This is a genomic window from Polyangium jinanense (genome assembly GCF_028435365.1).
Window position 1 is genome coordinate 372143 of record NZ_JAGTJJ010000007.1, and the last position, 11862, is coordinate 384004.

The 11862-nt window shown below is 69.0% G+C and carries 11 protein-coding genes; 5 read left to right on the top strand and 6 right to left on the bottom strand.

All coding sequences use genetic code 11. The features are described 5' to 3' along the window. Positions 1–7 precede the first annotated feature (7 nt). Positions 8–466 carry an RrF2 family transcriptional regulator gene (locus KEG57_RS17890; protein ID WP_272427980.1) on the bottom strand — a complete coding sequence of 153 codons (459 nt, stop codon included), beginning with the start codon at positions 464–466 and terminating at the stop codon, positions 8–10. 490 nt (positions 467–956) lie between these two features. Here KEG57_RS17890 and KEG57_RS17895 point away from each other — a divergent pair, with 490 nt between their 5' ends. Both KEG57_RS17895 and KEG57_RS17900 read left to right on the top strand, forming a co-directional pair. Then, positions 957–1466 carry a hypothetical protein gene (locus tag KEG57_RS17895; protein WP_272427981.1) on the top strand — a complete coding sequence of 170 codons (510 nt, stop codon included), beginning with the start codon at positions 957–959 and terminating at the stop codon, positions 1464–1466. Positions 1467–1575: 109 nt separating this feature from the next. Beyond that, a complete protein-coding gene (locus tag KEG57_RS17900; protein ID WP_272427982.1) occupies positions 1576–2049 on the top strand; it encodes an NUDIX hydrolase in 474 nt (157 codons plus the stop codon). A 2-nt stretch (positions 2050–2051) separates the two neighbouring features. On the opposite strand, the gene KEG57_RS17905 is transcribed toward KEG57_RS17900, so the two are convergent. After that, positions 2052–3191 (bottom strand): hypothetical protein, encoded by a 1140-nt coding sequence (locus tag KEG57_RS17905; RefSeq protein ID WP_272427983.1) that lies wholly within the window; start codon positions 3189–3191, stop codon positions 2052–2054. Positions 3192–3254: 63 nt separating this feature from the next. Here KEG57_RS17905 and KEG57_RS17910 point away from each other — a divergent pair, with 63 nt between their 5' ends. The 3 genes from KEG57_RS17910 (at position 3255) to KEG57_RS17920 (ending at position 7217) form a co-directional block, all read left to right on the top strand. Next, positions 3255–4949 (top strand): acyl-CoA dehydrogenase family protein, encoded by a 1695-nt coding sequence (locus KEG57_RS17910; protein ID WP_272427984.1) that lies wholly within the window; start codon positions 3255–3257, stop codon positions 4947–4949. A gap of 11 nt (positions 4950–4960) precedes the next feature. Continuing rightward, positions 4961–6787, top strand: coding sequence for a feruloyl-CoA synthase (locus KEG57_RS17915; protein ID WP_272427985.1), 1827 nt, complete (start codon positions 4961–4963; stop codon positions 6785–6787). A 103-nt stretch (positions 6788–6890) separates the two neighbouring features. After that, on the top strand, positions 6891–7217 hold the full coding sequence (locus KEG57_RS17920) for a hypothetical protein (RefSeq protein ID WP_272427986.1): 327 nt from the start codon (positions 6891–6893) through the stop codon (positions 7215–7217). A gap of 6 nt (positions 7218–7223) precedes the next feature. Here KEG57_RS17920 and KEG57_RS17925 read toward each other — a convergent pair whose 3' ends face one another. The 4 genes from KEG57_RS17925 to KEG57_RS17940 all read right to left on the bottom strand — a co-directional run bounded on the left by KEG57_RS17925 (position 7224) and on the right by KEG57_RS17940 (position 11854). Then, entirely contained in the window at positions 7224–7502 is a 279-nt protein-coding gene (locus KEG57_RS17925; protein ID WP_272427987.1) for an RpnC/YadD family protein, read from the bottom strand. A gap of 133 nt (positions 7503–7635) precedes the next feature. Next, on the bottom strand, positions 7636–9192 hold the full coding sequence (locus tag KEG57_RS17930; RefSeq protein WP_272427988.1) for an ATP-binding protein: 1557 nt from the start codon (positions 9190–9192) through the stop codon (positions 7636–7638). Between the two features lie 63 nt (positions 9193–9255). Next, entirely contained in the window at positions 9256–10668 is a 1413-nt protein-coding gene (locus KEG57_RS17935; RefSeq protein ID WP_272427989.1) for an inorganic phosphate transporter, read from the bottom strand. A 202-nt stretch (positions 10669–10870) separates the two neighbouring features. Then, the gene (locus KEG57_RS17940) at positions 10871–11854 is read right to left on the bottom strand and encodes a tetratricopeptide repeat protein (protein WP_272427990.1); all 984 of its coding nucleotides are present in this window, start codon (positions 11852–11854) and stop codon (positions 10871–10873) included. Positions 11855–11862: the final 8 nt, after the last annotated feature.

Genomic DNA, 11862 nt, shown 5'->3' on the forward strand with positions numbered 1-11862 from the left:
CACGCTCCTAGATGACGTAGTCGGTCCGCTCGACCTCGCCGCGGCGCAGTCCGAGGGCCTCGCCGCGCTGCACGACGTCGGCGATGGAGATGTCGTCGAAGGCCTTTTCGATGGCGACCGCGAGGTCCTTGAAGGCGGCCGCGGTCGCGTCCGGGCCGCAAGGTTCAGCGCCGCGCGGGCCTTCGTCCTCGGTGGGGCAGACGACGATCGGGCCTTCGAGGGCGCGGAAAACGTCGCCGATCGTGATCTCGGAGGCGGGCCTCGCGAGGTGGTAGCCGCCGCGCGGTCCACGCTTCGCGCCGAGGAGGCCGGCCTTCTTCAGGTCCTGGAAGATCTGCTCCAGAAAGCGCGCGGGGATCATCTCGCGCTCGGCGATCTCACGGATCTGCGTGGGGCGGCCGTCGTTGTGGAAGGCGATGTCGAACAACGCCCGCACCCCGTAGCGGCCCTTGTTGGACAGCTTCACGAGGCACGGATGTAGGTTGTTGCATCGGAAAAGTCAAGAATACGAGCGATCGACCCGCTCTGATGTGCTCTCCAGTACAAGGTAGCACCGCCTCGACCCGGTCGCCGACCGCCTCGACCCGGTCGCCGACCTCCTCGACCCGGTCGCTCGACCTCCTCGACCCGGTCGCCGACCGCCTCGACCCGATCGCTCGACCTCCTCGACCCGGTCGCCGACCGCCTCGACCCGGTCGCCGACCTCCTCGACCCGGTCGCTCGACCTCCTCGGCCCGATCGCCGACCTCCTCGACCCGGTCGCTCGACCTCCTCGACCCGATCGATGAGACAGCAAGTTTCCGTCTGCATCGACCCTCGTTCGCGGGCGTTCAACATGCGCGCATCGATTGCAGTGCTCGATGAACCCAAGCGCCCCTTCGAGGATCGCAATGACCCCGCGTCGCGATGCGTTTTCCCGGGTGTCATGGTCCAGGAGAGGGATCACGGAGAATGCCATGCCCATCCCGCCCGTCCCTGTCGGCTCGCTCGTGCTCGATTGTTCGATGCACGGAACGTTTCTCGTCGATCTCCCGCATCGCGCCCTGCGCGGCCTGCTCGTCGAGCGCCCCGGATTCTCCGAGGCGGTCTCGGAGGTCGTCGCCAATCAGGCCAGCGTGGGGCCCAAGGCCGGCGTCACGCAGGACGAGATCGACGCGATCCTGCTCGACAATGACCACATCGCCGATATCGACGCGGTCCTGCCCGCCGCCCGGAAGCTCGTCGAGCTGCTCGAAGAGAGCCGCGCGCATTACGACGACGACAGACAACGCAGGGTCCACGCCATCGCGAACTCCATCGAAGGTCGCGCGCGCACCACGGGGATCGCCGAGCTGCTCGCCAAATACGACAAGACCCGCGCCTACCGCTCGGCGACCGGCGTGAAGGGCGCCAAGACGCGCAGGGCCAAGAAGAAGAAGGCCGAGAGCACCAACCCCACGCCCTCGAGCCCGGCCGATTCCCGATAAACGTTGGCTGCCCCGCCTCCCTCCCGCCTCACCCGGCCCTCGGGGCCGGGTGTTTGGCCTTCCAAATCGAAGCCTTCCCCTCCCGGCGACCGCCGAGTATCCTGCACGGGTGTCCCGCAGGCCCATCCCTACCTGGTTCTTCGCGATGGTCGTCGTGCGGCGTGGTGACGAGTACCTGCTCGTGCACGAGCGCGGGCACGGGCAAACGTGGTACCTGCCCGGCGGGCGCGTGGAGCCGGGCGAGCGGATCGTCGACGCCGCGGTGCGCGAGACGCTCGAAGAGGCCGGCGTGCGCGCGGCGATCCAGGGCGTCCTGCGCGTCGAACACTCGCCGCACCCGAGCGGGACGGCGCGCTGCCGTGTGTTTTTCCTGGCGAAGCCCGACGGCGACCCGACCCCGAAGAGCGAGGCCGACGAGCACTCCCTCGGCGCCCGGTGGGTGAAGCTCGACGAGCTCGCGGGGTTGCCCCTGCGTGGCGAGGAGGCGCGCGAGATCCTGAATGCGGTCGCCGCGGGCGCCCCCTCCTACCCGCTCTCGGTGCTCACGTACGAGGGCGCCTCGTGGGCGCCCCGACGTCCGTAGCCTTATTTCGTGAGCTCGGCCGCGCGGGCGGCGATGGTCTTGTCCTTGTCGTTCTTGTACTTGGCGACGTAGGCGGGGCCGTCCTTGGGGTCGCAGCCGATGATGGCCGCCATCGTGTAAGACCGCGTGTTCGTGTGCACGGTGGGGGCGTCCGTGATGCGACGGGCGGCCTTGCTCCCCTTGCTGCGCTGGGCGGGCGTGAGGTCGCTCCGCTTGCAGATCTTTTCCAGCGCCATTCCCGTCTCGAAGCCGATGTTTTTCTTCACGTCGATGGTGGAGAGGTCGTCGAGCAGCTTGTCCGTGAAGGACGCGCACTTGGCGATCGAGGCGATCCTCTCCGCCGCGCGGTTCTTGACGAAATCGTCCTTGTCGGCGCGAAGGGCGTTGATGACCTTGCAGGTTTCGTCGGGAAAGTACGGGGCGAGGTCGCCGAGGAGATTCAGCGCGAGGCTGCGCCGCGAGGCGGACGCGTCTTTGCTGACCTCGATCCCGTAGGCTACGACCTTGGGGTCACGATTCGTGGAGCCAAAGCCCACCACGCGCACGAACGCGTCCGTGTAATCCGATACTGGGTGCGCCTTGGCGATCGTGATCGCCCGATCGATTTTGCCCACCTTGACGAGGGGGAGGCCGGCGACGAACCTCCCGAACAGGTCGCCGAGGGTCTCGTCGCGCTCCTTCTCGGCCAAGCCGAGGACGGCGTCCACCTTCGCGGCGTCGGCGGTCTCTTCGTTCAGCGTCTGCATGAGCTTCTCGGCCGCGACGCGTCGCTCCTTGGGATCCTGGCTCCCGAGCATCTTCAGGAGCTCCGGGTTCGCCTTGCCATTCTCGAACGCTTGCTCCGCCTCGAGCCATTTCCGGAACGCTTCGCAGTCGTCGAGCGAGCCGTTCTCGTCGGGGGTGCAGGCCATCGCGGCCTTGCGCAGCTCCGCGAAGCTCGGCTCCGGGGGCTCGGCGTCGCCTTCGCCCTCCTCGGAGGGAGGCGCTTCGGCCGCGGCTTCGCCCCCGGGCGCGGGCGTTTCGGATTTCGGAGCCTCCTTCGTGGCGTCGGCCGAGGCGGGCGGCGGCGTGGAAGCGCCGCAACCCGCGGCGAGCGCGGCGATCGAGAGAACGAGTGCGGGGGAGAACCGGCCTTTGAGCATGGCGGCGTCCCGTAGTCGATTCTGCGTCACGCGGGAAGCCGATTTTGCGTATACTCCCGCGCGATGGCCTTCTACCAAGCTCCCCCCGAGATCGGCAACCAGTACGACGACGACCGTGTTCTCCGCTCGTACTTGAAGCGTGTGTTCCCGTCCGACGTCCTCCGCGAAGCCGAGCCGAGCCTCCGCGAGATGGGCGAGCTCGCCGGCGGCGAGCTCTACCGGCTGCAGCTCGAAGACCGCCTGAACGAGCCCAAGCTGACGCAGTGGGACGCGTGGGGGCATCGCGTCGATCAGATCGAGGTGACGCAGGTCTGGAAACGTGCCGCGCGGATCGCCGCCGAAAAAGGCGTGGTCGCGACGGGCTACGAAAAGCGGAGCGGCGACGTGTCCCGCGTGCACCAGTTTGCCCTGGTGTACCTCTTCGATTCCTCGACCGACGTGTACACCTGTCCGCTCGCGATGACGGACGGCGCGGCCAAGACGCTGCTCACGCACCGCGACGTGCGCGACGAGAACGATTTCGCGGCGAGGGCATTCGCGCGCCTGACGAGCCGTGATCCGGCAAAGGCCTGGACGAGCGGGCAATGGATGACGGAGCGGACCGGCGGGAGCGACGTGGGGCTCTCCGAGACGGAGGCGCGGAAGGACGCGGACGGGAATTTTCGGCTGTATGGGACGAAATGGTTCACCTCGGCGACGACGTCGCAGATGGCGCTGACGCTGGGCCGCCCGGAGGGCAATCCGCCCGGCGGCCGCGGGCTCGCGCTGTTTTACGTGGACGTCTTCGGGCCGGACGGGCGGATGAATGGGATCCAGGTCAATCGGCTGAAGGACAAACTCGGGACCCGGAAGGTGCCGACGGCGGAGCTGACGCTGGCCGGGGCCTTGGCCATGCCGGTGAAGGGGCTCGCGGACGGGATCCGGAACATCTCGCCGATGCTGAACGTGACGCGCACGTGGAATGCGGTCTGCGCGGCGGCGGGGATGCGGCGCGGCATTGCGCTCGCCCGTGATTATGCGCGTCGCCGCGTGCAGTTCGGCGCGCCGCTTTCGGACAAGCCTTTGCACATCGACACGCTCGCCGATCTCTCGGCCGAGGCTGAGGGCGCTTTCCACCTCGCGTTCCGCGCCGTCGAGCTGCTCGGGCGCGAGGAGGCGGGTACGATCACGGAGTCGGAGGCGCGCCTTTTGCGCCTCGTGACGCCACTCGCGAAGCTCACGACGGGCAAGCAGGCGGTCACGGTGCTGAGCGAGGTGCTCGAATGCTTCGGCGGCGCCGGGTACGTGGAGGACACGGGGATCCCGCGCATCTATCGTGATGCGCAGGTGTTGCCGATCTGGGAAGGCACGACGAACGTGCTCTCGCTCGATACGCTGCGCGCCCTGCAAAAAGAGGGGCCGCTCGAGGATCTGCTCGCCGACATTCGAGCGCTCGTGTCGACGGCGCCGGACGACGCGCTCCGGCGGGCGGGCGAGGGGGCGCTTTCGGCGGCGACGCACGCGGCGCGGTGGCTCGCCGAGACGTTCCAGAAGGATCCGCTCGGGGTCGAGGCGGGCGCGCGGCGCTTCGCGCTGACGCTCGGCCGCGCCTACGAGCTCGCGCTGCTCGTGCGGCACGCGTCGCACGCGCTCGCGCACGAGAACGACGGCCGCCCGAGGGCGGCGGCGCTGCGGTTTTATACGCGCGGGGTGGATCTCGTGCGGGACGAGGAGGATCGCGCGCTCGCCGCCGCGCTCGCCAACGACGTCGCGTTCTGACGAGGATGTTCATGGAGAAGGCCGCCCGCCTCGAATTCGCGCCGCCGGAGGTCGTCGTGACGAACCTGCCGGGCGGAGGCATGATCCTGCGCTCGCCGAGGCCGCTCCCGGCTTATCCGCGGCACCTCGGCGAGCTGCTTTACGCCTGGGCGGATCTGGCGCCGGATCGGGTGTTTCTTGCCGAACGGGAAGCGTCCGGGGGCGTGCGTCAGGTGACGTATGGCGAGGCGGCTGCGGTCGCGGCATCGATCGGCGAGGCGCTCGCGCGGCGGGATCTCTCCGCCGCGCGGCCGATCGTGATCCTGAGCGAGAATGGCATCGATCACGCGCTGCTCGCGCTCGGGGCGATGCTCGTGGGCGTGCCCGTGTGTCCGGTGTCGCCGGCGTATGCGTTGCTCTCGCGTGATTACGAAAAGCTGCGGTACATCCTCGGCCTCGTGAAGCCGGGCCTCGTGTATGCGCGGGACGAGGGACGGTTTGGCCGGGCGCTCGGGGCGCTCGACCTCGGGGGCGCGGAGGTCGTGGTGTCCGAGGGCGGCTCGTCGGCGACGCAATTCGACGAGCTTTGCCGCGAGCTCGCGGGCGAGCGCGCGGGCCGCGCGATGGAGACGGTCGAGCCCGACACGGTCGCGAAGATCCTGTTCACCTCGGGATCGACGGGCGAGCCGAAGGGCGTGCTCAACACGCACCGTATGCTCTGCTCGAATCAGCAGGCGATCGTGGATGTCTGGCCATTTTTGCGGAAGAGGCCGCCGGTCGTCGTGGATTGGCTGCCCTGGAGCCATACGTTCGGGGGCAATCACAACTTCAACATGGTGCTGTTCCACGGCGGCACGCTCTTCATCGACGAGGGCCGCCCGATGCCCGAGCTCGTCGAGAAGACGGTACACAACCTGCGCGAGGTCGCGCCGACGCTGTATTTCAACGTGCCGCGCGGGTTCGACGCGATTCTCCCGTACCTCGAAAACGACGCTGACCTGCGGGACCATTTCTTCCGGGAGCTCGACCTGCTCTTTTATGCGGCCGCCGCGCTGCCGCAGAGCACGTGGAAGCGGCTCGAAGAGGTGAGCCAAAAGGCGCGGGGCGAGCGCGTCACGATGGTCTCGGCCTGGGGCTCGACGGAGACCTCGCCGATGGTGACGACGGTGCATTTTCCGATCGATCGCGCGGGCGTGATCGGCCTTCCCGCGCCCGGCTGCGAGCTCAAGATGGTGCCGAACGGCAGCAAGCTGGAGATGCGCGTGCGCGGGCCGAACGTGACGCCCGGCTATTTCGGCCGCGAGGACCTCACGCGCGCGGCCTTCGACGAGGAAGGATTTTACAAGATCGGCGATGCCGGCAGGCTCGCGGATCCGGGGGATCCGTCGAAAGGCATCGTCTTCGATGGCCGCGTGGCGGAAGATTTCAAGCTGACGAGCGCGACGTGGGTGCACGTGGGTCAGGTGCGGATCACGGCGATCGCCGCGGCGGCGCCCGTGATTCAGGACGCGGTGGTGGCGGGGCACGACCGGGACGAAATCGGCTTGCTCGTCTTTCCGAGCCTCGTCGGGTGTCGTTCGCTTTGCCCGGATGCAAAGGAAGAGCCGCTCGCATCCCTCGTCGAGCGGCCGGAGGTCCTTTCGCACCTCACGGCGGGCCTCCGCGTGTACAACGAGGCGCACCCCGGGAGCAGCACGCGAATCGCGCGGGTGATGTTCCTGGTCGAGCCGCCGAGCATCGACGCCGGCGAGATCACCGACAAGGGGTACATCAACCAGCGCGCGGTCCTCACGCGCCGCGCAGGCCTGGTCGAGGCGCTCTACCGCGACGGCGAGCCGGGCGTGATCGTGATTCGGTGACGATTCGTGACGCAAGGTGTCACGTTTCGCGCGCACGTTTTTGGATCCCGTCGTTCGCGGTGGGGATTATGATGTCGGGCTCACGAAGAAGGGAGCCCGGATCATGTACGTTGCGCGTTGGCAGTTCACGACCCGGTTCGGTCGCAGGGACGAGTGTCTCAGGGTGCTGCGGAAATGGTACATCGACGTGGCACAACGCATCGGTTGGCGGTCGCTGCGCGTCCTCTCCGGCAGCATCGGCGGGCCCGAATCGCAGGTCGAGCTCGAAGTGCAGATCGATAACGTGGACGATCTCGAAGCCGCATGGCGCGATATGGCCGCCGTGCCGTACCACGCGGAGTACCAGAAGCAGCTCGCCGAGGTGATCGTGGACGGCACCGAGCGCTGGACGATCCACCGCGTGGCAGACCTGACGCCAGCGGAGAGCTGAGCGGCGTTACGCGACGACTTCCTCCGGCGTCTTCGCCGCGAGGACCCGCGCCGTCCACTGATCGAGGGCGGCGGAGTCCGCAGCCTCGATACGAGCAACGACCGCCTGAGGCAACTCGCCGAAGCGAAGGCGCAGGAGCTGGAGCATCGTGCGACGTTGCCCGCGGAGGAGCCCCTCCTGGGCGCCTACTTGGAGCCCTTCCTGGCGTCCTTCCAGGCGTCCTTCCTGGCGCCCTTGCTCCTTGGCCTGGCGCTCCCACATGTCCATGATTTCCTGCGTGTTCATGAGCAACTCCTCGTCCGTGGGGGTGACAGGGGCCGTCGCGGCGAACGTTCCACGCGAGGGGGATTTCGTCAAATGGGGTGTGTCGAGGCCAGGGTTCGTCTCGGAAAATTTGTGTTTGGCCTGGCGAAAATTTCTACGCCCGCAGCACCCACGCCGCCCGTCCCTTCGCCGTCGACGTCAGCTTGAGCTTCACGCGTTCCCCCGCGGCCCGTTTGTTACGGCGATCGAACAGCACCACCGTGCCGCCCGCGAGCTCCTCCGCGTCGAGCACCTCCTCCAAAAACCCCACCGCGCGTGCCTTGGCACCCGATTCTCCTTTTCGCCGCGAGACCAGGACGAACGCCTCGTGTTGCTCGTCCCCGCCCGCGAGCGGGACGCGCAGCACGACGTCGATCCGGCCGCGCGAGCCGCCCCAGCGGACGTCGACCCAGCCGCGGGGCTCGACCATTCGATACAGATAACCCAGGAAGACGAGCTCGGGCGCGACCGCCTCGTAGGCCACGTCCGTGACGAGGTGGCGAGCGTGTGTCTTGTAAAACAACGCGAATGCGTGGAGGAGCGTCTCGACGTCGAGGGCGCCATCTGTCTTGTAAAACCGCGCCGGCTCGTCCGTGATGGCGCGCCCGACGCCCGAGGCGAGCAGGCGCGGGACGAGCGCGCGGTGGATGCCGCTTTCGATACGCGCAGGGTCGTCCTCGGCGAGCAGGCCGAGGCTGCGCGCATAACGGATGTCGCCGCCCTGGGCCCGCGCCACGAGCGCCGTGCCCGCGAGGAGGGGCTCGACGACGCGGCGGACGCGTGGCTCGGCAAGGCGCGCGGCGAGGGCGTCGATCGGGGTCGTGCGGTGATCGACGAGGTGATGGATGGCCGCGCGGACGTGCGCTTCGCAAACGGTTTCAGCACGCGGGACGATCGTCACGAGCTCGCGGCCGAGCGCCTGCACGAGGAAGGGATGGCCCGCGGTCGCCTCCCGCGTGGCCCGGATCGCGGCCTCCTCGAAGGTTTGCCCCGTTTCGTGGGTGTGCTGCGCATACAGCGCGCGAATCTCGTCCTCGGTGAAGCTTCGAAGCGATTCGGGCGATAAGGCGGTCTCGAAGGGGCCCGTGAGGCCCGGACGAACGGGCGCGTCGCTTGCCGCCACGAAAGGTTCGAGGCGCAGGTCGCGCGTTCCGGAGAGAACCACGGACCACGGAAAGGCCGCGGGGCGACGCGGAAAGCCGATCTCGAGCTGGCGCAGGACCGTCCGGAGCGCGGCGCCGTGCAGCGTGTCCGCGCCGTCGAAAAAAAGGACGAGCGGGCGAGGACAAACCTGCGCCCAGGCCGAGAGCGCCGCCCAGAGCCGCGTGCCGTCCGCCGAGGCGGGGAAGGGCGGCGGGCGCAGCTCGGGCGGCAAATCGTGCTCCGCGGAGAGGCGGATCGAGGCGAGCAATGCCTCCTCCGCGCGCGCGACGTCGTCCCCGAGGGGCTCGCCGACCTCGGCGGAGACCACGAGCGCGGCATACCGATCCGACGCCAAGAGCTCGGCGGCGAGGGCGCGCAAGCTCGTGGTCTTGCCCGTGCGCCGCGGCGCGCGCACCAGGAAATACGCGCCTTCGTCGACGAGGCCGAGGCCCTCCGCGAGCCGCGGCGCCGCGGGCAGGTGATGGTGGCGCGCAGGATCACAAGGACCCTCGGTGCTGAAGGTGCGCATGGGCGAGGCGCAGGATATCGAAGGCGGCCCGGGCCGAGAAGCCTCGGGGCCCGGCGCGGATCGTCAGCTGAAGATCGCGCGGAAGAGCAGGAAAAACAGCGCGGAGAGCGTCATCGAGGCGGGCAGCGTGAGCACCCAGGCGAGGCCGATGTTCCGCACCGTCGAGCCCTGCAGGCCCGAGCGCTGCGCCACCATCGTGCCGGCGATGCCCGAGGAGAGGACGTGCGTCGTGCTCACCGGGAGCCCGAGCCACGCCGAGACGCCGATCGTGCTCGCCGCGACGATCTCCGCCGACGCGCCCTGCGCGTACGTGAGGTGGCTCTTGCCGATCTTCTCGCCGACCGTCACGACGATGCGCTTCCAGCCGAACATCGTGCCGATGCCGAGCGAGAGCGCGATCGCCACGAGGACCCAGTTCGGCGCGTACTCCGTGAGCGCACGCAGGGCCTTGCGCTCCTCCGCGAGCTTCTTCGTCTCCGCGGGCGTGAGGCCGAGGTGGCCGCCCTTCTGCATGTTGTCGATGGACTTGTCCGCGAGCAGGAGATCCTGCCGGAACTTGAAGCGATCCATCGGCGCGATTTCCTTCGCCGATTTGCGGCCGTCGAGGAACTGGTGGAGCTCGCCGAGGCGCACGAGCGTCTTCTCGGCCTCCACCTTGGAGTGCTGATCGTAGTGGTCGCGGACGAGCGCCGCGACGTTGTCCGTGGCGCGCAGCGTGCGCTCGAGCTCCGCGGGGCTCGCATCCATGTTGATCGCGAAGCCGGCCGGGACCAGGCCGATCAGGATGAGCATCACGAGGCCCACGCCCTTCTGGCCGTCGTTCGAGCCGTGGGCGAAGCTCACGGCCGCGCAGGTCGAGACGAGCAGGGCGCGGGTGCCGCGCGGCGGCGGCGCGTCCTTCGGCGGCGGCTCGAGCAGCGCCTTGTTCGTCGTGTAGCGCTTGATCAGGACGACGAGCAGCGCCGCGAGGCTGAAGCCGAAGAGCGGCGAGACGAGCAGCGCGATGCCGATGTCCGCGGCCTTGCTCCAGCTCACGCCGTCGCCGAACTTGTGGCCGGGCAGGAGCGAGTTGGCGATGCCGACACCCAGAATCGCGCCGATGAGGGTGTGGGAGCTCGACGCGGGCAGGCCGAGGTACCAGGTGCCTAAGTTCCAGGAGATCGCCGCGAGCAGGAGGGCGAGCACCATCGCGAGCCCCGCGCCCACGCCGCTCGAGACGAGCAGCTCCACGGGCAAGAGCTTCATGATGCCCATGGCGACCGCGATGCCACCCGCGAAGACGCCGACGAAGTTGCAGAGGCCAGAGAGGACGACCGCGACGTGGGGCTTCAGGGAGTTCGTGTAGATGACCGTCGCGACCGCGTTGGCGGTGTCGTGAAAGCCGTTCACGAACTCGAAGCCGAGGGCGATCAAGAGGCAGAGGACGAGGAGCGCGCGCACCCCGTTGCCGAGCGACGGATCGAGAAGAGCCTCCATGAACACGAGAGCCTTTCGGCGCCCCGGGGGCTGCTCATCCGCGCCATGACCCGAGGGGTCTCGCGCGTCGGAGACGCGGGGCGCCGTCTCCTTACAGGACCAAGCACCCGCACGCTAGGTGCAGGTCCGTCACAGCACCGTGACAGAGGGGTGTCTGAAGAGTGGCTTTTCAGGTGAACGGACGTGTGTCGTGTCCTGGATCTCAACGCGCCGGCGGGCGTTTGTGCTGGGCGGCCTCCCGGAAGGCGCGAATCCCGAGCGTCACGGCGTGATCTGGGCCGAGCTCGGCCTCCGCGAGGGGGAGCGCGCGGTCGTAAAGGGAGAGCGCTTCGTCCACCCGGCCCTTGGCTTCGAGGAGGTTTCCGAGGCGGACCAGGGTGGGACGGATCTCGGGCGGATCGGCGCCCGTCGCTCCAGCGTGGGCGGCGAGCGCGCGTCGGTAGAGGTCCTCGGCCTCGTCGGCGCGGCCCTCGGCCTCGACGAGGGTCGCGAGGTTGTGCTGCGCGAGCGCGAGGAGACTATCGACAGTCCGCGCGTCGGTTTCCGTGAGGATGCCGATCGCGCGCCGCAGGGAGCGCGCCGCGTCATCGCGACGGCCCGCCGCCGCGAGCACCGTGCCGAGGTTGTAGAGGGCCTCGGCCGCAGGGCGCGAGCGCGCGCCGAAGACACGTTCGGTGGTCGTGAGCGCGCGGGCGAGGAGGAGCTCGGCCTCCGCGGTTTGTTTTTGCTTGCCGAGGAGCAGGCCGAGCCGGCCGGCGACGTCGGCGATCGCGGCCTCGTCGGGGCTGCGCATGCGCTCGTACCCCGCGAGGAGCCGGCGGTAGAGGCGGATCGTCGCGTCGAGGCGGCCGGCGCGCTCGTGGATCGCGGCCGCGAGCTCGTAGAGCTTCGGCAAGCGGGGCTCGGTGGGCGCGCCGGCGAGCGCCTCGGCGATTCGAATGGCCCGCGTGCAGGCGGCGAGCGCGTCCTCCGTGTGGCCCGCCGAGAGCCGCGCCGCAGCGATCACATAGAGCGGCGTCGTGAGCTCGGCTGCCTCCTCGCCGAAGACCTCCTCCCCGATCAGGAGCGCTTCCGACGCCGCGGCCTCGGCCTCGGCGTTCTGCTTGCGTTCGAGCAGCGCGGGCAAGGCCGCGAGCTTGCGCTCGAACGCTCGTTTTCGCAGGGCCCGGCGGAGGCGACGCAGCATGCGCTCGC